The organism is Rhodopseudomonas faecalis, from assembly GCF_003217325.1.
Lineage (GTDB): Bacteria > Pseudomonadota > Alphaproteobacteria > Rhizobiales > Xanthobacteraceae > Rhodopseudomonas > Rhodopseudomonas faecalis.
The window spans coordinates 70,980-92,079 of the sequence record NZ_QJTI01000004.1; the positions used below are offsets into that span (position 1 = coordinate 70,980).

A 21,100-nucleotide genomic window follows, 5' to 3' on the forward strand; every position below is an offset into this window, starting at 1 on the left:
TGCTCACGGGCCAAATGGCGCGGCGCCTCGACCCTCAAAAGCCATATTTTGCCCATAACGCACGCGCTTCCAGCGCCGAGATCATGTGCTCGGGCAGACCCGCCACAGCCTCGCTGCCGAGCGCAGTGCCGGCTCCGGACTTGCGGCCAAGGAGCCCGGCCAGCATGCCGGTCGGCGGCGCCACCACCGGGGTCAGCACCTTGTCGCCAAACCGGGCGCGTAGCACCGCGCGCAGATCGCCGATGCCGTCGGCGAGGCCGAGCGCCACCGAGCTGTTGCCAGCCCAGAATTCGCCGGAGAACAGCTTGTCGGGCTCGCCCTTGAGCCGCGCACCGCGGCTGTCCTTGACCAGCGCGATGAACACGTCATGGATCTCACGCTGCAACGCCTTGATGCGCGCGACGTCGCTCGGGTCCTCCGGCAGGAACGGATCGAGCTGCGCCTTGTGCTCGCCGGCGGTGTACAGCCGGCGCTCGACGCCGATCTTTTTCAGCAGCTCCGGAAAGCCGAAGCTGCCGCCGACCACGCCGATCGACCCCAGGATCGACGACGGATCGCAATAGATCTCGTCGGCGGCGCAGGCCAGCATGTAGCCGCCCGAGGCCGCGACATCCTCGACAAAGGCCAGCACCGGCAGCTTCTTTTCCGCCGCCAATTGCCGGATGCGCAGATAGATCAGCCGCGACTGCACCGGCGAGCCGCCCGGCGAATTGATCACCAGCGCCACCGCCTTGGCGTTGCGGGCGGAAAAGGCGCGCTCAAGCAGCCGGGCGACCGCGGCCAGCGTCAGCCCCGGGCGCAGCGGCGTCACCGCGCCGATCGCCCCGCTCAGCCGCACCACCGGCACCACCGGCACATCGCGGCGCCAGCGCGCCGGCAACCACCGTGTCAGAATACCGAAAATACTCGTGCGGGCCGCCTGCTCCGTCATCCGGTTTCCTCAAAATTTACCGTTTGCGGTTAGTTCTCACTAACCATGTGCATGTGGAATGCGTTTTGCAGCGCAGCAGATATATAGGCGACGATTCTCCACGGAGAAGGACATGAAGATCTATCTGCTTGTCACCTTGATCGCGGCTTTGCTGACGGCGGTGCACTTCACCGCGCCGGACACCAGCTCAAAGACGATGCAGCCGTAATAGGCCCGCCTCACTTTTAGGCAGATCGCCTACCGGCCCAGCGGCAACGGCTGCCCGGCCCTGAGCACCGCATCGGCGGCAGCGCTCGGCGCGCCGCCGGGCTCGGCCAGCAGCAGCCCCGGATGCAGCATCAGCGGCGCCCGTCCGCCTTTGACGGCGCGCACCAGCACCCGAATCGCCGCGGCGCCGGGGGCGCCATGCACCGGCAGGATCGCCACGCTGCCAAAGCCGCGGCTGAGCGCGGCCAGCACCTCGCTTAACCCATCCGCCCGCCAAATCAGCGTCAGCTCGCCGCCCGATTTCAGCAGCCTTCGCGCGGCATGCAGCCACAGCGTCAGCGTGTTCTCGCCGGCGACATGGGCGAGCCGCCGTGATTCGTCGGGCGAGCCGCGATGGCGGGCGCCGTCGTGGAATGGCGGGTTCATCAGCACGGCGTCGGCGCTGTCGGGCGGCAGTCCGGCCGCCGCGAACGCCGCTGCCCCAGCCTCAATGTCGAGTTCGTGAACCGTGGCGGCGATGCCATTTGCTACGGCATTTTGACGCGCCAGCGCCGCCAGTTCCGGCGCGATCTCGAGCAGCACCAGCTCGATGCCGGCCACCCGGCAGCCCAGCGCCAAGCCGGCGCCGCCGACCCCGGCGCCAAAATCGACCACGCGGTCGCCCGGCTGCGCCGCGGTCGCGGCTGCCAGCAGCATGGCGTCATGGCCGACGCGGTGGCCTTTACGCGGCTGCCGCAGCCGCAAACGGCCGCCCAGCAAGCAATCCTCGGTGAAATCGTCAGCGCTCAAGGTCGGGCCGCAATTCATGGCCGAGCCCGGCGTCGGTCAAAATCTGGCGCGCGGCGCGAAAATCGTCGTCGCCGACCAGCACCCTGCGCGGGATCACCCCGACCGAGCCTTCGATCACGCTCATATTCTGATCCAGCACCAAATGGCCGATCTCGGCGCCGTCGAGCAGGGCCCCGATCACCGACAACAACACCACGTCATTGGTTCGCACCAGTTCCCGCACGCTTGCGCCTCCGGCGATCCCTGCATTATAGCTGCCGCGGCCCGTCTGGCCCGCCGGCTTCCGGGTTACATGGCAGCCGGGATGTTATAGTGTGGCGTTCGAGCACGGAGCGTTTGGCTCCGTGATATGGAATCGGAGCCTTCCGAGCGGACCATTTCGGGTCCGCCTGCGTCGCTCCACGGATTTGGAGACCCAGCGTGGCCGTCATCGTACCCTTCGAGGGGCCAACGACCGCTTCGATCGACCAACTGGTCGAGCTTGTCGCAGCCGACATGAAGCGCGTCAACGCCACCATCATCTCACGGACCGGCTCTGACGTGACGATGATCCCGGAGGTCGCCAACCATCTGATTTCCTCTGGCGGCAAACGGCTGCGTCCAATGCTGACGCTGGCGATGGCCAATCTCACTGGCTATGACGGCGACGGCCACATCAAGCTCGCCGCCGCGGTCGAGTTCATGCACACCGCAACGCTGCTGCATGACGACGTGGTCGACGAGAGCGAGATGCGCCGCGGCAAGAAGTCGGCGCGCATGCTGTGGGGCAACGAGGCCAGCGTGCTGGTCGGCGACTTCCTGCTCGGCCAGGCGTTCCGGATGATGGTCGAGGTCGGCAGCCTGCGCGCGCTCGACATCCTGTCGTCGGCGTCCGCCACCATCGCCGAGGGCGAGGTGATGCAGCTCGCCGCCGCCAAAAATACCGCGACCACTGAGGACGAATATCTCGCGGTGATTCGCGGCAAGACCGCCGAATTGTTCGCCGCGGCCTGCGAGGTCGGTCCGGCGATCGCCGAGCGGCCCAAGGCCGAGCAGTCGGCCTGCCGCTCGTTCGGCATGAATATCGGCATCGCCTTCCAGCTGATCGACGACGTGCTCGACTATGGCGGCAAGGCTGCCAAGCTCGGCAAGAATGTCGGCGACGATTTCCGCGAGGGCAAGATCACGCTGCCGGTGGTGCTGGCGTTCCGCCGCGGCAACGACGCCGAGCGCGCGTTCTGGATCAAGTCGCTGGAGCGCGGCGAGATCACCGACGCCGATCTCGATCAGGCGATCGGGTTGATGACCAAGCACCGCGCGCTGGAGGACACCATTCAGCGCGCCCACCACTACGGTGCGATGGCGGTCGATGCGCTGGCACTGTTCCCGTCCTCGCCGATGAAGACGGCGCTGGAGCAGGTGGTGGCGTTCTGCCTGGCGCGCTCGCACTAAGCGGCGCGACACCTTCCGACACAGACCTCGTCATTCCGGGGCGCTCGCGTCAGCGAGCGAACCCGGAATCCACTTCGCTGGAAAACGCTATAAGCGGCGCTCGCTCGGGCTATTGGCACCGTCATTCCGGGGCGCTCGCGCATGCGAGCGAACCCGGAATCCCGAGCGGTTGAAATCCTCACATCGCTGAACACGTCCAGATTCCGGGTTCGCGCCTGACGGCGCGCCCCGGAATGACGGACGTTGATGGGTGATGATGGTGTGAAAACGCCGGCTTCGGTGGAAGCGAAAGCGCGCCGGATCAGCTCAGGCTGCCAGCGTGCACCCACCAGTTCGGATGCGCGGCGCTGATCGCGCGCGCGGCCGCGGCGGCTTCAGCATCGCTGCCGAACAGCGCAAAGCAAGTGGCCCCTGAACCGGACATCCGCGTCAAACGCGAACCGTCGGCAGCAGCCAGCACCGCCAGCACCTCGCCGACCACGGGCTGCACCTGCTTGGCCGGCGCTTCCAGATCGTTGACGCCAGCAAGCAGCGCCGCAATCCAGTCGGCCAACGGCGCATCGCCTTGCGGCCAGGCCGGCGCGACCTGACCAGCGGCGCGCAATTCGCCGTTCTTCAGTCCGAGCGCGGTGAACACGTCCTTGGTGGCGACGCCGACCCGCGGATTGACCATCACCACCGGCAGAAGCGGCAATGGCAGCTTCTGCAGCCGCTCGCCGATGCCGCTCATGATGCAGGACGCCGAGCCCACACACACCGGCACATCGGCGCCGGTGCGACGCGCGGCTTCCATCAGCCGCGGATCATCGAACGCCAAGCCGTTCAGCTTGGCCAGCAGCCGCAATGCCGCAGCGGCATCGGCCGAGCCGCCGCCAATGCCGGCCGCGATCGGCAATTGCTTGTCGAGCGAGAAGCGGCCGACCTTGAGGCCGGGCACCAGCTCGCCGAGCAGCCGCGCCGCTTTCAGCACCAGATTGTCGGCGGTGGCGCCGCATTCTTCCACGCGCGGCCCGGTGGCGGTCAGGCCCAGCTCTTCGCCGGGCGTCAGCGTCAGCGCGTCGGCGCAATCGGCGAACACCACCACGCTTTCCAGCTCGTGATAGCCATCGGCACGGCGGCCGACCACGCGCAGCGTGAGATTGACCTTGGCGCGTGCCTGATCGCTCAGCGCCGTCACAACCGCGTCCGTCATTGCCATCAGCCGCCCTTGCCGTTGTCTTTCTTCTTGTCTGCCTCAGCAGACGACGGCGCCGGCTCGTCAGGCAGGCCGTTCGCAATCTTCGCCTCGATCTTCGGCAATTCCTCAGGCTCGGGCTTGAGGTCGCGCGCATGGGTCCACTGGAAGCGTGCTTCCAGCTTGCGGCCCACGCGCCAATAAGCATCGCCGAGATGATCGTTGATGGTCGGATCTTCCGGCTTCAGATCGACGGCACGTTCGAGATGCTTGACCGCTTCTTCGTAGTTGCCGATCCGGTAATAGGCCCAGCCGAGCGAGTCGACGATGTAGCCGTCATCGGGGCGCTGATCGACCGCCCGTTTGATCATCTGCATCGCTTGGTCGAGATTGATGCCCTGGTCGATCCAGGAATAGCCGAGATAGTTCAGCACATGCGGCTGCTCGGGCTGCAGCTCGAGCGCCTTCTTCATGTCGACTTCGGCCTTGGCCCACTGCTTGGAACGCTCCTCGCAGATGCCACGGAAGTAATGATAGACCCAGGTATTCTTTTCATCGCCGCGCAGCGCGTCGATGCCCTTGGTGTAGGTCACCGCACAATCGGCGAACTTCTTGCGGCCGCGCTCGATATTGCCGAGCGCCATGATCGCGTCGAGATCGGTGGCGTCTTCGGCGGTCACCGACTTCAGCAGCGTAATCGCTTCTTCGCTGCGATCGGCAGAGTCGAGATTGGTGGCGAGCTGAATCTGCGCATTGCGCTTCAGCGGCGAATTCGCCGGCACCCGCTCATAGACGGTGATCGCCATCTGCGGCTTCTTCACCGATTCATAGAGATCGCCGAGCGCCAGCAGCGCCAGCGAATGCTGCGGCTGCAGATAGAGCGCGAGCTGCAGATAGACCAGCGCCAGGTCTTCGCCGCCGCGCCGGGTCAGCGACGCGCCGATGCCATACAGCGCTTCCGCAGCGCCGGCCTGGGCGCTATCGACCAAGGGCGGCAGCTTCTTGCCGGCCTTGAGTTCGTTGATGGCATCAACCACCAGCGGATGACGCGGCAGCTTCTTGTCAAACGCCTCGAACACCGCCAGCGCCGAGGCGGCGTCCTTGTTGCGCGACAGCCAGCGGCCATGGGCCTCGACCACGCGCAGCGCGCTGTCATCGAGCTTGTAAGCTCGCTCCAGCCGCGCGCCGGCGTCCTTCTGCCGGCCCGCCAGCTCCAGCATCATGCCGGAATGCAGGTCCTTGAAGATCGGGTACCATTCCGGCCCGGCCAGACGGTCGATCGCGGTGACCGCGCCCTTGACGTCGCCGGCGCCATAAGCCGCCCAGCTGCCGAGCAAGGTCGCGACCAGATCGGTGATCGGGCCGCGCACCGACTGCGCGATGTTCTGCTGCGCGGCGGCATAGCGCTTGGTCTTGAGATCGCGGACGCCGACCACCAGCCGCGCCACGCGGTTGTTTTTGTCGATGGTCAGAATCCGCTCGGCCAGTTTCACCGCCTCGTCGATGCCGCCATCGGCGAGCGAGGAGATGAAGGCGCGGTCGAGCAGTTCGTTGTTCTTGGGATCGTTGCGTAGCGCCGACCGATAGAAGGTCGCCGCCGCCGCCGCGTCGCGCTCGACGCTGGCGTGGCGGGCGGCGAGATAGCTGCCCGCGGAAGTCAGCGTCTTCAGATCAGTCTTGCTGGGATAGTGCGCGCCGTTGTCGCTCGGATGATCCGGCGTCTGCGCCGCCAATGGCCCCGACAGCGGCAGCAGCGCCAGCGTCAGTGCAACCAGCAACGGGCGACGACATCGGTTTGATCGCATCGGTGTGCCGAGCTCCAGGATCGAGGATTGACGGGTTTCACGGATGCGAAACCGGACCGGCAGCATCACCCACCGGCCGACAATGCCGCTTTTGGCGGTTCACCGCAAGGCGCGGCGAAGGCTCTGCCCGCGCCGCCACTGCGGCATGCCGCCGCCACGTCAGTCCACCTCCGAGAACGCCCGCAACGTGGCGGCATCGTGGCCTCGGAGGCTCCTGATCGCTGACGCCGTCACATTCCCTGATAATTCGGCCCGCCGCCGCCCTCCGGCGGAACCCAGGTGATGTTGCCGTTCGGGTCCTTGATGTCGCAGGTTTTGCAGTGGACGCAGTTTTGCGCATTGATGACAAAACGCGGACCGGCGGCTTCCTCGACCCATTCATAGACCCCGGCCGGGCAGTAACGACCGGACGGACCGGCGAAAACGTCGTGCTCGGAAGTCTTTTGCAGCGCCAGATCGGCGACCTTGAGGTGAACCGGCTGGTCTTCCTCATGGTTGGTGTTGGACAGGAACACCGACGACAGCCGGTCGAAGGTCAGCTTGCCATCCGGCTTGACCGGCGGATGCGGCTCGTGCTCCTTGGCGGTATCGAGCGTCGAGCGGTCCGGCTTGCCATGCGACAGCGTGCCGAAGAACGAGAAGCCGAGCGTGGCGCACCACATTTCGAAGCCGGCCAGCACCACGCCGACCCGGGTGCCGAAATTCGACCACAGCGGCTTGATGTTGCGGATCTTGAACAGGTCCTTGCCAACCGCGGACTCGCGCCAGGCGTTTTCATATTCCACCGGCTCGTCATTGGTGCGGCCGGCCTTGAGCGCGGCGGCGACGTGTTCGGCCGCCAGCATGCCGCTGCCGAGCGCGTTGTGCACGCCCTTGATGCGCGGCACGTTGACGAAGCCCGCGGCGCAGCCGATCAGCGCGCCGCCCGGGAAGGACAGGCGCGGCACCGACTGATAGCCACCTTCGGTGATGGCGCGCGCGCCATAGGAGATGCGCTTGGCACCTTCAAAGATCTTGCTGATTGACGGATGGGTCTTGAAACGCTGGAAATTGTCGAACGGCGACAGATACGGATCTTCGTAGTTGAGATGCACCACGAAGCCGATCGACACCAGATTATCACCGTAATGATACAGGAACGAACCGCCGCCGATATTGTCGCTGAGCGGCCAGCCGAACGAGTGCGCGACCAGGCCCTTCTTGTGCTTCTTCGGATCGATCTGCCAGATTTCCTTCAGACCGATGCCGAATTTCGGCGCATCGCTGTCCTTGTCGAGCTTGAACTTGGCAATCAGTTGCTTGGACAGGCTGCCGCGCGCGCCTTCTGCAAACAACGTGTACTTGCCGAGCAGCTCCATGCCGCGGGTGTAGGAATCCTTGGGCTGGCCGTCGCGGCCGATGCCCATGTCACCGGTGGCGACGCCGCGCACTTCGCCGTTGTCGCCATACAGCACTTCGGTGGCGGCAAAGCCCGGATAGATTTCGACGCCGAGCGCTTCGGCCTGCGGCGCCAGCCAGCGGCACAGATCGCCGAGCGAGCCGATCAGGTTTTTGTGGTTGTTCAGCATTGGCGGCACAAGGATGCTCGGCACCTTGTACGACCGCTTGCTGGTCATCACGTAAAAATGGTCATCGGTGACGTGGGTGTTGAGCGGACAGCTCGTATCCTCGCGCCAGCCGGGCAATAGCGCATCGAGCGGCGTCGGATCGATCACCGCGCCCGACAGGATGTGGGCGCCGACTTCGGAGCCCTTTTCGACCACAACGACCGAGAGGTCGGCGTTGAGCTGCTTGAGCCGGATCGCCGCGGCAAGACCCGAAGGTCCCGCGCCCACGATGACGACATCGAATTCCATGGACTCGCGGGGCGGCAACTCTTCAGCACTCATGCTATTGTCTCGCAGACCTCTTAGGGGACGTTTCCAAAAGATGTTGTTTCCGATTTTTCGTTCGAGAACAACCTCCCAAATGTACCACCGCCGTGGTAGTTCACTTGAGAAAGGCCCTTTGGCGCTGCTGTCGGCGCGCTTTCAGCCTGCTGATGGCATGATCAGGCGTCGCCTCGGGCAGTGGCCAACGCGCAACGGCGTCACCGCCTGATGGTTGCAGCCGGCTTTCGGAACCAGGCCGGCGCTGGTTCGATCGTGACAATCCTGTAAGACGGCGGTGTAAGATGGCCTTTGTGAAACGGCCTTTGTGAAACGGCCTGCTGAGACGGCCCTGTGAGGAGCAAGTGAACCACCAATTCCGCCCCACGGTTATCAGCACCGATGTCGCCTGAGCACAGCCCGATATCGGCTGAGCACAGCCTGACCGTCCGAGAGCTGCTGGCGTTTTACGCCGCGGCGGGCGTCGATTGTGCACTGCTCGACGAGCCGGTGAACCGGCTGCTGGAGGACGACGCCGCGATGGCCGCGCCGGCGATCGAGCCCGCGCAACGCCAAGCCGCTTCGTCGCCGGCCGCTTCTTCGGCCGCGGCGCCGTCGCGGCCGCCGCCAGGGGCGCCATCTGGGGCAGCGCCAGCAGCTACGGTCGTCATTCCAGAAGCCGCGATCGCCTCGGCGCGCGAATTGGCGCGCAGTGCACCGACGCTGGAGGCGCTGCGCGAGCTGATGGAGCGGTTTGACGGCTGCGCCCTGAAAGCCACCGCGACGCGGCTGGTGTTCGCCGATGGCAATCCACAGGCGCGGCTGATGCTGATCGGCGAAGCGCCGGGCCGTGACGAAGATTTGCAGGGCTTGCCGTTTGTCGGCCGCTCCGGCCAGCTGCTCGACCGCATGCTGGCGGCGATCGGGCTCGACCGGACATCGGTGTACATTGCCAATGTCATCCCATGGCGCCCGCCCGGCAACCGCACGCCGACGCCGCAGGAAACGCAAATCTGCCTGCCATTCATCACCCGGCAGATCGAACTGGTCGATCCCGACGTGATTATGACACTCGGCAATCCCTCGACCCAGGCGCTCCTGGCGACGCGCGAGGGCATCATGCGCACCCGCGGCCGCTGGGTCGATTATGACACCGGGCGCCGCACCATCCGGGCGCTGCCGACCTTCCACCCCGCCTATCTGCTGCGCCAGCCGAGCTACAAACGGCTGTCCTGGCAGGATTTGTGCGCGGTGTCGCGCGCGCTGCAAACGCCCGCGGTTTAGTTAAAGCGTTACGGCGCCGGTTTGGGCCGCACGATCGCCCAGCCGATCCGCAGCAGCGGTTGCCGGCCGGAAATCATCCATTCAAAGGCGCGCGGAATTTCCGGCACCAGGTCAGGAAAGCGCTTGGCGATCTCGGCAGGCGGCAGGCCGACGGTGTCGGAGGCGCGCCACACCACCACACCGCCGACCTTGGCGAATTCCTCCAGCGTCAGCCAGGGCGTGCTTTCGGGCGCGGCATCGCGCAGCCAATGCGGCCGGGTTGGGCCCAGGCCGATCAACGCCGCCAGATGCGGATCGCCCGCCACCGCCTCGAGCGGCTTGTTGGTGCGCCGCTCAAAACTGTCGCTAAAAAACCTTGCGATGTCGCGCGCCGGCAGCGAGGTGTCGCGCTCGGCGCCGCCGGTCCAGGGCTGCACCACGATCAGCGTGATCAGCACTGCCGCGGGCGCCGCCACCGCCACGCCCCAGGCGACGCGCAGCAGCCGCTGCCGGCGCAGATAGATCACATCGCCGCTCAGGATCACCACCGCCAGCCCGGCCAGCAGCAGCGCCACCCCGGCGCCGCCGACCACCTGATCGAAGCCAAACAGCGCGCCGAGCACGCTGCCGGCCACTGCCGGCGCCAGCGCGAAGAAATACACAAACTGCCGCGCCAACGGATCGACCGGCGGCCGATGCAGGCTCGGCGGCTCGGCGCTGCCGCCGAGCTGTTTGAGATTGAGCGCGGCCAGCGCCGCGATGCCGGCAAGCGGCACCAGCAGCGCGATCAGCAATTCGCCCCAATGCAGCGCCCGCGCCGCGAGCTGGTCGGGCGCCGGCAATTCCGGCAGCGGCACCACGCCGCCGCGCAGCAGCCAGATGCCATAGGGCAGCACCAAGACCGCGATCACCAATAGCGCATAGAGCGGATCGACCGAAGCCAAAGCACGACGGCCCCGCGGATGCACCAGCGCAAAGCCGATCGGCAGCAGCAGCAATGGCGCGGCCGATGGCGCCGCCAGCAGCAGCAGCCCGACATCGATCGACAGCGCGAACCAGGCATTGCGGCGGCCCTCGCCGATGATCTGCCACAGATGCAGCAGCAGCAGCGCCCAGAGCGGCCGTAGCAGCAGCAGCGGCCCGAACTCGACGCCGGGCGCGGCAAACACCGTGACGGTCAGGGTCAGCAACACCGCGATCACCGCATGCTGCGCCCCGACCATGGCCCGCGCCAGCTGATGCAGCGCCCAGAAGGTCAGCACCGCGGACAGCTGTGCCAGCAGATAGACGCCCGCGACGTGATTACCGGCGAGCCGGAACGCGAGATCGGCGAGCCAGAACGCCAGCGGCGGGCCGAATTCGCTGCCAACCTGATGCTCACGGCCGATCGCCAGCACCATCGCGAGATCGCGCGGCGGGCTGGCGTAGAACAGCAGCGGCAGCAGCAGCCACAACCCGGACTGGATCGACACCGCCAGCCAGAACACCAGCCTCGGCCGGGCGCGTATCAGCTCGACGATCAGGGAGGTAAAACGCATCAAGGGGGTCAATCCTGGCGAGTGTGCGGTTGGCCGCTGCCACCAATAGCCAAGTTCAGACCCAAAGAAACACCGGAATCGCTTTTACCTGTGGCTTTCGCGCGCACCGCGGCGCGCCAGGCTCACGCCGAGGCGGCCAGATCGAACAGATCGGGCGCTTCTTCAAGCGCGGGCGCGGCCGGCTGCGCCGCCAGCCGGTCATAGGCCGCGGCTACCGGCGCAAAGCCGCGGCGGTGATGCTTGGTCGGGCCAAGCCGGTCGAGCGCGGCCAGATGCTCGGGCACGCCATAGCCCTTGTGATTGTCAAAACCATAGCCCGGCAGCTCGTCGGCGAGCCGGCACATCAGCCGGTCGCGCGCCACCTTGGCGATGATCGAGGCCGCGGCGATCGACAGGATCAGCCCGTCGCCGCCGATCACCGCGTCGCAGCCGCAAGGGGTGATGATCTTGTCGCGGCCATCGACAAAGACGTGCTGCGGCGGCTCGGGCAGCGCGGCGACCGCGCGGCCGAGCGCCCAGAGCGAAGCTTGCAGGATGTTGTCGCGCTCGATGCGCGCCGGCGAGGCATAGGCGACCGCAACGGCCGCGCTGGCGCAGATTTCCTCAAACAGCGCCTCGCGCTTGTCGGCGGTCAGCCGCTTGGAATCGTCGAGCCCTTTGGGAATCCGTTTCGGATCGAGCACCACCGCGGCAGCCACCACCGGCCCGGCGAGCGGCCCGCGCCCGGCCTCGTCGCAGCCCGCCACCGGCCAGATGCCGCGCTTGAGCAGCGCCCGCTCACGCGAGAAGGTGGGCGCAACCACTGGCTTTACGCCCTTCTTGGCCGCGGATTTCGAGGGGGCACGAATCATGGCCGGATGCTGCGGGCTCGGCCCTGCCCGCGCAACCCGGAACTGCCGTCATACCCACAATCCACCACCTCCGCAGCGCCCGGCGGCGCGGCACGATGGCGGCGCGGCAGCCACCCGAAGGCTCAGGCCAACGGCGATTGATACCAACCACTCCGCACGTCATGGCCGGGCTCGTCCCGGCCATCCATGTCTTTGATCTTGCGACGATTTTAAGGCGTGGATACCCGCGCCAAGCGCGGGCATGACGGGGCACAATTGAGGGCCGCTGGTATCATGGCCTCCGCCCATCCAGTTCGGGCCGTCCCCCGTCCGCGCTCAGAACAGGCTGAGCTGTTGGCTGACCCGCGCCGGCCGCGCGAAATGATCAGTGGTCAGCTTAAAACGCCGCTTGTTGAGCCCGAGCTTGGCGCAGGCGACCTCGAAGCGCCGGCCGATCATCCAGGCGAGCGGCCCGGTGCCCTTGCCTCTCGTGCCCCATTGCGGATCGTAGTCGCGGCCGCCGCGCATCTCGCGGATCAGCGTGAACACGTGGCGATAGCGGTCCGGATAGTTGGCGACCAGCCATTCCCGGAACAGATCGCGCACCTCGAGCGGCAGGCGCAGCAGCACATAGCTCGCTTCCTTGACGCCGGCATGGGCGGCGGCATCGAGAATCCGCTCGATCTCGCAATCATTGAGCGCCGGGATCACCGGGGCCACCATCACCGTGGTCGGAATGCCTGCCGCCGCGAGCTGCTGCAAAGCCTCCAGCCGCTTGGTGGGCGTCGAAGCGCGCGGCTCCATCGCCCGCGCCAGTTTGGGATCGAGCGTGGTCACCGACAGCCCGACCTTGACCAGCTGGCGCTTGGCCATCCGCGCCAAAATATCGATGTCGCGGGTCACCAGCGCCGATTTGGTGACGATGCCGACCGGATGGCCGACTTTATCCAGCACTTCGAGGATGCCGCGCATGATGCGCTGCTCGCGCTCGATCGGCTGATAGGGATCGGTGTTGGTGCCGATCGCGATCATCTTCGGCTCATAGTCCGGCGCCGCCAGCTCCTTGGCGAGCAGCGCCGGCGCATCCGGCTTGGCGAACAGCCGCGCCTCGAAATCCAGCCCGGCCGACAGCCCGAGATAGACGTGGGTCGGCCGCGCGAAGCAGTACACGCAGCCATGCTCGCAGCCGCGATAGGGATTGATTGAACGGTCGAAGCCAATATCCGGCGAGTCGTTGCGGGTGATCACCTTGCGGGCGCTGTCGATCCCGACCGTGGTCTTGAACGGCGGCAGTTCTTCCAGGCTCTGCCAGCCATCATCGAACGCGCCCCGGGCCTCGGCCTCAAAACGGCCGCTGGCGTTGGACTGCGCGCCGCGGCCACGGCGGCGCTCCGGATCGATATTGGTCGGCTCCGGCAGCGAAAGAGGCGCACCCGCCGCTAGGGGGGACGACGTAGCTGGCGGGTGCTTGAGGGCAGCGGTAGCTTTTCTCATGGTTCTCAGCCTAGCACATAACAAGAACAAAGCTAGAACAAAATGAAGGGGCGGTAAAGCTGTCAATTCGTTCGAACCCCAGGAGCCGCGTCACGATTCACTCCCCAGGCCACTGCCCGCAAAAACCGCAGCCGGCCCGGCTGATTTCCCGGCGGCGCAGTGCTAACGGTGCGGCGCAATTGTCAGCGAGGTGGCGCAAGCCCGATGTTGAGCGTCGTGATTCCGACCGAGGGCGAAGAGCGGTCAGCCGTTGCCACGCTGACGGCGCTGGTGTCTGGCGTCGCGGCCGGCGTGGTCAGCGACGTGATTCTGGTCGATCGCCCCGGCAGCAGCGAGATCGAACGGGTCGCCGATGTCGCCGGCTGCCGCTTCATGGCCTTTGCCGGATCGCGCGCCGCGGCGATGGCCGCTGGCGCAGCGCAGACCAAATCGGAGTGGCTGCTGTTTCTGCAGGCTGGCGCGATCCCCGACTCCGGCTGGATCGATGAGAGCGCGCAGTTCATCAAGGTGGTGTCGGACGCTGGCCGGCCGCGCGCCGGCATCTTCCGCTACGCGCCCTCGCCCTATGCCGACACCGGCTGGCGCGACAGGGTGCGCGCGCTGACGCGCCTGATCGCGGGCCCGCGCGGCGATGAGGGCGTGCTGATCGCGCGCCGTCATTATGATCAGCTTGGTGGCTATGCCGCGGCCGGTTCCGAAACCGGCTTGCTGCGCCGGCTGGGGCGTAGCGCCCGCGCCGAGCTGCGCAGCCGCTTGGTGCGGCTGTAATCACAGCCCTGCCAGCGTCGGTTAGCGCGCCTTGTCGCGGCGCAGATGCTCGTCAAGCCGCGGCATGATCTCGACGAAATTGCACGGGTTGGTGCGATAATCGAGCTGCGCCGCCAAAATGCCGTCCCAGCCATCCTTGCAGGCGCCCGGCGAGCCCGGCAGGCAGAAGATATAGGTGGCGTTCGCGACGCCGGCGGTGGCACGCGACTGCACGGTCGAAGTGCCGATCTTGCCATAGCTCAGCATGTGGAACACCACCGAGAAGCCGTCCATGCGCTTTTCAAACAGTGGCTCGATCGCTTCCGGCGTGACGTCGCGGCCGGTGAAGCCGGTGCCGCCGGTGGTGATGATCACGTCAATGCCGGGATCATCGATCCAGTCGCTGACCACCGCGCGGATCGCCTCGACGTCGTCGGTTGCGATGTCGCGCGCCGCGAGTTTATGGCCAGCAGTCGACAGCCGGTCGACCAGCACCGTGCCGGAGCGATCATCAGCAAGCGAGCGACTATCGGAAATGGTCAGCACCGCGATGCTGAGCGGGATGAACGGTTTTTGCGGCTGTTCGTGATGCGGCATGTCGCGACCGGAAGGAGCGTGTCTGGAAACGTGTGCTGGGCGGCGGCGACCATGGTGGCGCTAATACGTTAGCAGAGCAAGCATTGCCGGCAGCCCTCGTTGTGACAACAGGACTGGCCGCCATAGCAGCGACCAACGGCTAACGGCGCTGGTGTGAGCGCGCCGAAACGCGATCCGGCGCGCCTCAGATGCGCGCGCTTCAGATACGGCGCCTCACATGGCCCGCGCCGTTACAGCCGCTCCGCCGCAAACGTGTTGCAGGCCGCCACGGTGCCCTGCTGAAAGCCGACCATGAACCAGCGCTTGCGCTGCTCGGCGGAACCGTGCGTGAAGGAATCCGGCACCACTTCGCGGCCCGCCTTGCGCTGCAACGTATCGTCGCCGATCGCGCTTGCGGTCTTGAGCGCGGCGTCGATGTCGCCGTCCTCCAGGAAGTTCGGCCGCCGCTTGACTTCGCGGTTGACCCAGACGCCGGACAAGCAGTCGGCCTGCAGTTCGACCTTGACCTGCAGTGCGTTGGACGCGGCGCGGCTGCCGGACTGTTCCTGCATCCTTGTCACCCGCGGCAAAATGCCGAGCAGGTTTTGCACGTGATGACCAGCCTCATGGGCGATGATGTAGGCGGTGGTGAATTTGCAGGCGCTGCCGGTGCAGCCGCGGAACCGGGTCTCGACCTGTTTGAAGAAGCTGGTGTCGAGATAGATCTGTTTGTCAGGCGGACAATAGAACGGTCCCATCGCCGCATTGGCCATGCCGCAGCGCCCGCCATTGGTGACGCCGCGGAACAGCACGATGCGCGGCCCGACATATTTCTGGTTGCTGTCCTTAAAGATCTCGGTCCAACGATCGTCGATCTCGCCGAGCACGCCGGCGATCATGTCGCCCATCTCATCGGTCGGCGCGCCGTCCTTCTTGGAGGAACTCGGCCGATGTTCCTGCTCATAACCCGCCGACTCGCGCGAGCCGGAAATGATCTCGGCACCGCCGATCAGCAAGCGCGGATCGATGCCGACCGCCCAGCCGATCAGGCCGAGCACGATGATGGTGCCGATGCCGAGCCCGCCGCCGCCCATCGGAAATCCGAAACCGCCACCACCTCCGCCGCCGCCGCCTTCTTCGTCGCGTCGGTCGTCGATGTTGTCGCTGCGACGGAAATCATCGTAACGCATGGCGATCGTCCTTCATTCAAGCGGCCGCGCTGCAACATCAATGCGGCTCGTAATAATAGCCCGCGGCCGTGGTCTTTCCCAACGGTTAACCATTAGCGCCCTCGGCAAATTTTGCCTAGCACGAAGCAGTTAGCAATTAAGTCGATTTTTACTTTGCCGAGTCATTGTGTGGGCCAGTCGGTTGTTTGGTCCCGCGTCGCCGACAGCGTCACCTGAGTCAGAGTATTTGAGTCATGGTTGAGTCGCGTAGCGGGGCGTCTGCAAGGGCGCCCCGCACGAATTTTGAGTCCGTTCCGGACAGTCGCGTCGTGATCGGCGATTGCGTCGCCGGCATGTCCAAGTTGCCTAAGGCTTCGGTCGATCTGATCTTTGCAGATCCGCCCTATAACCTGCAACTCAAAGGCGACCTGAAGCGTCCCGACGAATCGCATGTCGATGCCGTCAACGACGCCTGGGACAAGTTCGATTCCTTTGCCGCCTATGACAACTTCACGCGCGCCTGGCTGCTTGCCTGCCGGCGCATCATGAAGCCGACGGCGACGATCTGGGTGATCGGCTCGTATCACAACATCTTTCGCGTCGGCGCGATCATGCAGGATCTCGGCTTCTGGATCCTGAACGACATCGTGTGGCGTAAAGCCAACCCGATGCCGAATTTCCGCGGCCGCCGGTTCACCAACGCGCACGAGACCATGATCTGGGCGGCGCGCGATGAAAACGCCAAGGGCTACACCTTCAACTACGAAGCGCTGAAAGCCGCCAATGAGGACGTGCAGGCGCGTTCCGACTGGCTGATCCCGCTGTGCACCGGCGAGGAACGGCTCAAGGGCGCCGACGGCAAGAAGATCCATCCGACCCAGAAGCCGGAAGGGTTGTTGGCGCGCGTGCTGCTCGCCTCGTCCAACCCTGGCGATCTGATCGTCGATCCGTTCAACGGCACCGGCACCACCGGCGCGGTGGCCAAGCGGCTGCGCCGCAACTACATCGGCTTCGAGCGCGACCATGACTACGCCGCCGCTGCCGAAGCGCGCATCGCTGCCATTGAGCCGCTGTCGGAAGACACGCTGGCGCCGTTCGTCACGCCGCGCAGCGCGCCGCGCGTGGCGTTTTCGGAACTGATCGAGCGCGGCATGATCTCGCCCGGCACCAAGCTGGTCGATTCCAAAAAGCGCCACGGCGCTTTGGTGCGCGCCGACGGCGCCATCATGCTCGGCGATAAGGTCGGTTCGATCCACCGCATTGGCGCGGTGGCGCAGGGCTCGGAAGCCTGCAATGGCTGGACGTTCTGGCACGTCGAGACCAACAAGGGTCTGCGACTGATCGACGAGCTGCGCGCCGAAATCCGCAGCGGCATGGTGGCGGGCTGATCCAGCCCGCCTGGACAAAACTGCCGGCAAGTTTTTCCAGCAGCGCGCGGCGCCACGGCGCCCCGCATTGATCTTCCACACGATTTTCCAGGCATCGAATTTGCTCGTGCTTTGCCACGCAAGCACACGAGTCCTGGGGAGAGGTCGTGATGGTCGATGCCGCCAGTGCATTCACGTCCAGCAGCAGCAGCGCAGCCACGGCGCGCAGCGCAACCGCCAACAAAGCCACCGGCAAACCCGCGGTAGCGGAGCAGAGCCCTGAGGAAAAGTTCCTCGCCTTTGCCAAAAAGACGCCCGCTGAAAAGATGCGCGACGCGCTGTTGTCGCAGCTCGGCCTGACCGAAGAGAAATTGAAGGCGATGCCGTTTGAGGAGCGCCAGAAGGTCGAGAAGAAGATCACCGAGATGGTCAAGGAAGCCGCCGAGAAGCAGGCCACCAAAACGGGCCAGACCGGCTTCATCACCGACCGCAGGGTGTGAGGCGCGGCGCCCGGTCAGTCGCCAAGGCCGTGGCGCACCACCTTGCGCATCACATTGGGCAGCGCTTCGCCTTCCAGTGCGTCGATCGCGACCCAGCGCATGCCATCGGGCGGCTTTGTGCCGGCCGGTGCATCGGCGACATAGACCACAAGTTCCAGCGGAAAATGCGTGAACACGTGGCTGACCACGCCCGGCCGCCGCCGCCAGCGCGACAAGCCCGGCAGCACCGGCGCCTGCCGCCGCGCCGCGGCGTCGCTCTGCCCAGGGAGCCATTCGGAACCCGGGACTTCGGTCATGCCGCCGAGCAGCCCCTTATCGGCGCGGCTGCGCAGCAACAACTGATCGCCGCGCCGCACGATGAAGGCCGCGCCGCGCCGCAGCTCGCCGGTCTTCTTCGGTGCCTTGCGCGGAAAAGTCTCGGGATCGCCGCGGCGGCACGCCGCGCAATCAGGCTGTAGCGGACACAGCACGCAGCTCGGCTTTTTCGGCGTGCACAGCGTCGCGCCAAGATCCATCATCGCTTGCGCGCTGTCGCCGGCCCGCCCCTCGCCGGCCAGCATCAAGGCCTGCTCCTGCACTTGCGGCTTGGCCTGCGGCAGCGGCTGCTCGACCGCGAACAGCCGGGTCACCACCCGCTCGATATTGCCATCGACCGGCATGCAATGGCGGCCGAATGCGATCGCGGCGATCGCCGCCGCGGTATAGGGCCCGATGCCCGGCAATTGCCGCAAGCCGGCCTCGTCGTCCGGAAAGGCGCCGCCATGATCGCGCACCACCGCCAGCGCGCAGGCGTGCAGATTGCGGGCGCGCGAGTAGTAGCCGAGCCCGGCCCACATCTGCAGCACCTCCTCGCGCGGCGCCGCCGCCAGCGCCGCGACATCCGGCCAGCGCGCCAGGAATTTGGCAAAATACGGCCCGACGGTTTTCACCGTGGTCTGTTGCAGCATGATCTCCGACAGCCAAACCCGGTACGGATCGGCGGCGGTGCCGGGCCGCGCCCGCCAGGGCAGCACCCGGGCGTTTTGGTCGTACCAGACCAAGAGCCGCGCGGCATGGCCGGGCTCGGCGGTTGAGATCGAAAGCCGGCGCGCGGCGGGCGAGGTCATGGCTGGCGGCAGTCTCCCTGTGGGTTGCGGTATTTTATGCCAGAGCGGGGCCATTGCGACAGGCGGCGCGGTCGCTTGTCGACAGCGGCGATGCTATAGACCCGTCATGGCAAAACCCCGCCCGATCCCCGCAAAACCTCTGTCCGCGCTGCTTGGCGGCGTGTTTGCCGACGCCTTCGCCCGCCAGGGTTTTGCGTCGCGCGAACTGGTGCTGCGCTGGCAGGAGATCGCCGGACCCGAAATCGCCGCCCATGCCGAGCCGCTCAAGCTGCAATGGCCGCGCCCCGTCGATGGCCAGGAACAGCGCCCGGCCACTTTGGTGCTGCGGGTCGATGGGCCGATGGCGCTCGAAATCCAGCACGCCGCCGACGTGATCCTGCAGCGGGTCAATCGGTTTTTCGGCTGGAACGCGGTCGGCAAACTGTCGCTGCGCCAGGCGCCGCTCAGCCGGCGCGACCGGCCGGCGCCGCGCCGGCTCGATCCGGCCGCGGTCGAACAGGTGGCGCAAAATCTCGGCGCGATCGAGGACGAGGCGCTGCGCGGCGCGCTGGCCCGGCTTGGCGCCGCCCTCAAGCGGACGTGAGCCTGCCCCGCGCCCGCCTGCGCAGCGGCATTGCCACCTGCCGCGTTTCAAGCTACGCGAATTGCCGCATCCGCCATGCCGTATCCGGGAGAGCTGCCTTGATTATCACGCGCCGCGCCTTTACCGCCGCTTTGTCGCTGACCGGGCTGCTCGCCCTCACCGCGTTGTCGCCGCTGCCATTGATCGGCCAGGCTGCCGCGCAATCGGCCGGTTCGCCGACCGCCGCTGAGGTCGCCAAGCCGGGCGCGCTGCCGGACATGGCGATCGGCAATCCGAACGCCACCGTCACCATCGTCGAATACGCTTCGCTGACCTGCGGCCATTGCGGGACGTTCACCGAGGAAGTGCTGCCCAAGATCAAGGCGAAGTATATCGACACCAACAAGATCAAGTTCGTGTTCCGCGAGTTTCCGCTCGACATCAAGGCCGCGGCCGGCTCGATGCTGACGCGCTGCATCGCCAAGGATGACGCCGCCAAATATTTCGCGGTGACTGAACTGCTGTTCCGGCAGCAGACCGAATGGGTGCTGAAGGACACCACCGCGTCGCTGAAGCGGATCGGCAAGCAGGCCGGCCTGTCGGAGCAGGCGGTGGAAGCCTGCCTCAAGGACCAGGCGTTGCTCGACAAGATCGCCGCCGATCAAAAATACGCCAATGAGGTGTTGAAGGTGAACGCGACCCCGACCTTCTTCATCAATGGCGAGATGCTGCGCGGCTTTGGCACTTTTGAGGACTTCGACAAGCGCCTCAAGGACCTGCTGAAGGAGTGAGGCACTCTAGTCCCCCGGGCTACAAACGCCGCATGACACCCTGTAGCCCGGATGAAGCGCAGCGAAATCCGGGTCACGCCCCCAACATCCCTGAGCGCAGTAAAATCCGGGATAAAGCGACGTGCCGACCGCAATCGGTGCGATCCCTTTTTGCATGCGACTGCCCCGGATTGCGCTGCGCTCCATCCGGGCTACGGGATACGGTTGCCTCCAAACCACCTTGGCGAGGCATGCCGCGATGGTGCGATATCGGCGCAATCTTCTCCCTGGTGGGACGTTCTTCTTCACCGTCACGCTCGCAAACCGCCAGTCCTCCGCACTGATCACCCATATCGACCTACTGCGTGAGGCGTTCCGCCAAACCCGGTCTCGCAAGCCGTTCGTCATTGATGCCATCGTGATCCTGCCGGATCACCTGCACGCCATTTGGACGCTGCCGGCAGGTGATGCCGACTTTCCCGGACGCTGGAAAGCGATCAAGGCCGCGTTCTCACGCAGCATGGCAGTCAATGGAGGCGGTGAACGTGCGCTGTGGCAGCACCGCTACTGGGAACACACGATCCGTGACGAGGCCGATTTCGAACGCTGCGCCAACTACATCCACTTCAACCCGGTGAAGCACGGGTTGGTCTCGTCACCCGGCGCGAGGCCTCATTCCTCGCTGCATCACTTCGTTCGAGCCGGGCTGCTGCCGCCGGATTGGGGAGGCCATAGCAACCTTGACGCTGCAGGTTTTGGCGAGCGCGAGGACTGATCCGGGGATTGCGCCTTCGGTCTTTCAGAGCGCGGCCAGCATGCCCCGGATTACGCTTCGCTCCATTCGGGCTACAAACGCCGCACATATCCTCTGTAGCCCGGATGAAGCACAGCGAAATCCGGGATGAAGCGACGTGCCGATCGCAATCGGTGCGATCCCTTTTTGCATGCGACTGCCCCGGATTGCGCTGCGCTC

General features: G+C 65.9%; 20 protein-coding genes. 8 read left to right on the top strand and 12 right to left on the bottom strand.

Annotated elements, in window-relative coordinates:
• Positions 1-34: 34 nt before the first annotated feature.
• From BJ122_RS05105 to BJ122_RS05115, 3 genes are all read right to left on the bottom strand, one after another.
• Positions 35-931 carry a S49 family peptidase gene (locus BJ122_RS05105; RefSeq protein ID WP_110780059.1) on the bottom strand — a complete coding sequence of 299 codons (897 nt, stop codon included), beginning with the start codon at positions 929-931 and terminating at the stop codon, positions 35-37.
• 237 nt (positions 932-1,168) lie between these two features.
• Positions 1,169-1,945, bottom strand: a complete 777-nt coding sequence (locus BJ122_RS05110) for a tRNA1(Val) (adenine(37)-N6)-methyltransferase (RefSeq protein WP_110780060.1) — start codon at positions 1,943-1,945, stop codon at positions 1,169-1,171.
• Positions 1,917-2,150, bottom strand: coding sequence for a putative signal transducing protein (locus tag BJ122_RS05115; RefSeq protein ID WP_110780061.1), 234 nt, complete (start codon positions 2,148-2,150; stop codon positions 1,917-1,919). The genes BJ122_RS05110 and BJ122_RS05115 overlap by 29 nt, the downstream gene beginning before the upstream one ends.
• 197 nt (positions 2,151-2,347) lie before the next feature.
• Here BJ122_RS05115 and BJ122_RS05120 point away from each other — a divergent pair, with 197 nt between their 5' ends.
• Positions 2,348-3,358 carry a polyprenyl synthetase family protein gene (locus tag BJ122_RS05120; RefSeq protein WP_110780062.1) on the top strand — a complete coding sequence of 337 codons (1,011 nt, stop codon included), beginning with the start codon at positions 2,348-2,350 and terminating at the stop codon, positions 3,356-3,358.
• Between the two features lie 301 nt (positions 3,359-3,659).
• Here BJ122_RS05120 and BJ122_RS05125 read toward each other — a convergent pair whose 3' ends face one another.
• From BJ122_RS05125 to BJ122_RS05135, 3 genes are all read right to left on the bottom strand, one after another.
• A complete protein-coding gene (locus BJ122_RS05125) occupies positions 3,660-4,550 on the bottom strand; it encodes a 4-(cytidine 5'-diphospho)-2-C-methyl-D-erythritol kinase (protein ID WP_110780063.1) in 891 nt (296 codons plus the stop codon).
• 5 nt (positions 4,551-4,555) lie between these two features.
• Entirely contained in the window at positions 4,556-6,337 is a 1,782-nt protein-coding gene (locus tag BJ122_RS05130) for a tetratricopeptide repeat protein (protein ID WP_110780157.1), read from the bottom strand.
• 230 nt (positions 6,338-6,567) lie between these two features.
• The gene (locus tag BJ122_RS05135) at positions 6,568-8,226 is read right to left on the bottom strand and encodes an electron transfer flavoprotein-ubiquinone oxidoreductase (RefSeq protein WP_110780064.1); all 1,659 of its coding nucleotides are present in this window, start codon (positions 8,224-8,226) and stop codon (positions 6,568-6,570) included.
• A gap of 381 nt (positions 8,227-8,607) precedes the next feature.
• On the opposite strand from BJ122_RS05135, the gene BJ122_RS05140 reads away from it, so the two are divergent.
• Complete coding sequence (locus BJ122_RS05140; RefSeq protein ID WP_110780065.1) at positions 8,608-9,489, top strand: uracil-DNA glycosylase; 882 nt, start codon at positions 8,608-8,610, stop codon at positions 9,487-9,489.
• Positions 9,490-9,497: 8 nt separating this feature from the next.
• Here BJ122_RS05140 and BJ122_RS05145 read toward each other — a convergent pair whose 3' ends face one another.
• The 3 genes from BJ122_RS05145 to BJ122_RS05155 all read right to left on the bottom strand — a co-directional run bounded on the left by BJ122_RS05145 (position 9,498) and on the right by BJ122_RS05155 (position 13,330).
• On the bottom strand, positions 9,498-11,006 hold the full coding sequence (locus tag BJ122_RS05145) for a glycosyltransferase family 39 protein (protein ID WP_110780066.1): 1,509 nt from the start codon (positions 11,004-11,006) through the stop codon (positions 9,498-9,500).
• Between the two features lie 122 nt (positions 11,007-11,128).
• The gene (rnhB, locus tag BJ122_RS05150; RefSeq protein ID WP_110780067.1) at positions 11,129-11,857 is read right to left on the bottom strand and encodes a ribonuclease HII; all 729 of its coding nucleotides are present in this window, start codon (positions 11,855-11,857) and stop codon (positions 11,129-11,131) included.
• Between the two features lie 315 nt (positions 11,858-12,172).
• Positions 12,173-13,330 (bottom strand): PA0069 family radical SAM protein, encoded by a 1,158-nt coding sequence (locus BJ122_RS05155; protein ID WP_110780068.1) that lies wholly within the window; start codon positions 13,328-13,330, stop codon positions 12,173-12,175.
• A gap of 204 nt (positions 13,331-13,534) precedes the next feature.
• On the opposite strand from BJ122_RS05155, the gene BJ122_RS05160 reads away from it, so the two are divergent.
• Entirely contained in the window at positions 13,535-14,098 is a 564-nt protein-coding gene (locus BJ122_RS05160; protein ID WP_110780069.1) for a glycosyltransferase family protein, read from the top strand.
• A 21-nt stretch (positions 14,099-14,119) separates the two neighbouring features.
• Here the strand turns inward: BJ122_RS05160 and moaB are convergent, their stop codons facing one another.
• Positions 14,120-14,674 carry a molybdenum cofactor biosynthesis protein B gene (moaB, locus tag BJ122_RS05165; RefSeq protein WP_110780070.1) on the bottom strand — a complete coding sequence of 185 codons (555 nt, stop codon included), beginning with the start codon at positions 14,672-14,674 and terminating at the stop codon, positions 14,120-14,122.
• A gap of 230 nt (positions 14,675-14,904) precedes the next feature.
• The gene (gene ypfJ / locus BJ122_RS05170; protein WP_110780071.1) at positions 14,905-15,843 is read right to left on the bottom strand and encodes a KPN_02809 family neutral zinc metallopeptidase; all 939 of its coding nucleotides are present in this window, start codon (positions 15,841-15,843) and stop codon (positions 14,905-14,907) included.
• A 233-nt stretch (positions 15,844-16,076) separates the two neighbouring features.
• On the opposite strand from ypfJ, the gene BJ122_RS05175 reads away from it, so the two are divergent.
• Complete coding sequence (locus BJ122_RS05175) at positions 16,077-17,210, top strand: site-specific DNA-methyltransferase (RefSeq protein ID WP_110780072.1); 1,134 nt, start codon at positions 16,077-16,079, stop codon at positions 17,208-17,210.
• 149 nt (positions 17,211-17,359) lie between these two features.
• Positions 17,360-17,689, top strand: coding sequence for a hypothetical protein (locus BJ122_RS05180; RefSeq protein ID WP_110780073.1), 330 nt, complete (start codon positions 17,360-17,362; stop codon positions 17,687-17,689).
• Between the two features lie 14 nt (positions 17,690-17,703).
• On the opposite strand, the gene mutY is transcribed toward BJ122_RS05180, so the two are convergent.
• Positions 17,704-18,795 (bottom strand): A/G-specific adenine glycosylase, encoded by a 1,092-nt coding sequence (gene mutY, locus BJ122_RS05185; RefSeq protein ID WP_110780074.1) that lies wholly within the window; start codon positions 18,793-18,795, stop codon positions 17,704-17,706.
• Between the two features lie 106 nt (positions 18,796-18,901).
• Between mutY and BJ122_RS05190 the strand changes: the two genes are divergently transcribed.
• From BJ122_RS05190 to BJ122_RS05200, 3 genes are all read left to right on the top strand, one after another.
• The gene (locus BJ122_RS05190) at positions 18,902-19,378 is read left to right on the top strand and encodes a DUF721 domain-containing protein (protein ID WP_027278231.1); all 477 of its coding nucleotides are present in this window, start codon (positions 18,902-18,904) and stop codon (positions 19,376-19,378) included.
• Positions 19,379-19,476: 98 nt separating this feature from the next.
• Positions 19,477-20,148 (top strand): DsbA family protein, encoded by a 672-nt coding sequence (locus tag BJ122_RS05195; protein ID WP_110780075.1) that lies wholly within the window; start codon positions 19,477-19,479, stop codon positions 20,146-20,148.
• A 238-nt stretch (positions 20,149-20,386) separates the two neighbouring features.
• The gene (locus tag BJ122_RS05200; protein ID WP_110780158.1) at positions 20,387-20,902 is read left to right on the top strand and encodes an REP-associated tyrosine transposase; all 516 of its coding nucleotides are present in this window, start codon (positions 20,387-20,389) and stop codon (positions 20,900-20,902) included.
• The last annotated feature ends 198 nt before the right edge of the window (positions 20,903-21,100 follow it).

Coding starts and splice junctions, on each gene's coding strand:
- BJ122_RS05105 (WP_110780059.1), bottom strand. CDS start 931: ATGACGGAGCAGGCGGCCCGCACGAGTATTTTCGGTATTCTGACACGG.
- BJ122_RS05110 (WP_110780060.1), bottom strand. CDS start 1,945: ATGAATTGCGGCCCGACCTTGAGCGCTGACGATTTCACCGAGGATTGC.
- BJ122_RS05125 (WP_110780063.1), bottom strand. CDS start 4,550: ATGACGGACGCGGTTGTGACGGCGCTGAGCGATCAGGCACGCGCCAAG.
- BJ122_RS05130 (WP_110780157.1), bottom strand. CDS start 6,337: ATGCGATCAAACCGATGTCGTCGCCCGTTGCTGGTTGCACTGACGCTG.
- BJ122_RS05135 (WP_110780064.1), bottom strand. CDS start 8,226: ATGAGTGCTGAAGAGTTGCCGCCCCGCGAGTCCATGGAATTCGATGTC.
- BJ122_RS05140 (WP_110780065.1), top strand. CDS start 8,608: ATGTCGCCTGAGCACAGCCCGATATCGGCTGAGCACAGCCTGACCGTC.
- BJ122_RS05145 (WP_110780066.1), bottom strand. CDS start 11,006: ATGCGTTTTACCTCCCTGATCGTCGAGCTGATACGCGCCCGGCCGAGG.
- rnhB (WP_110780067.1), bottom strand. CDS start 11,857: ATGATTCGTGCCCCCTCGAAATCCGCGGCCAAGAAGGGCGTAAAGCCA.
- BJ122_RS05155 (WP_110780068.1), bottom strand. CDS start 13,330: ATGAGAAAAGCTACCGCTGCCCTCAAGCACCCGCCAGCTACGTCGTCC.
- BJ122_RS05160 (WP_110780069.1), top strand. CDS start 13,535: ATGTTGAGCGTCGTGATTCCGACCGAGGGCGAAGAGCGGTCAGCCGTT.
- moaB (WP_110780070.1), bottom strand. CDS start 14,674: ATGCCGCATCACGAACAGCCGCAAAAACCGTTCATCCCGCTCAGCATC.
- ypfJ (WP_110780071.1), bottom strand. CDS start 15,843: ATGCGTTACGATGATTTCCGTCGCAGCGACAACATCGACGACCGACGC.
- BJ122_RS05175 (WP_110780072.1), top strand. CDS start 16,077: ATGGTTGAGTCGCGTAGCGGGGCGTCTGCAAGGGCGCCCCGCACGAAT.
- BJ122_RS05180 (WP_110780073.1), top strand. CDS start 17,360: ATGGTCGATGCCGCCAGTGCATTCACGTCCAGCAGCAGCAGCGCAGCC.
- mutY (WP_110780074.1), bottom strand. CDS start 18,795: ATGACCTCGCCCGCCGCGCGCCGGCTTTCGATCTCAACCGCCGAGCCC.
- BJ122_RS05190 (WP_027278231.1), top strand. CDS start 18,902: ATGGCAAAACCCCGCCCGATCCCCGCAAAACCTCTGTCCGCGCTGCTT.
- BJ122_RS05200 (WP_110780158.1), top strand. CDS start 20,387: ATGGTGCGATATCGGCGCAATCTTCTCCCTGGTGGGACGTTCTTCTTC.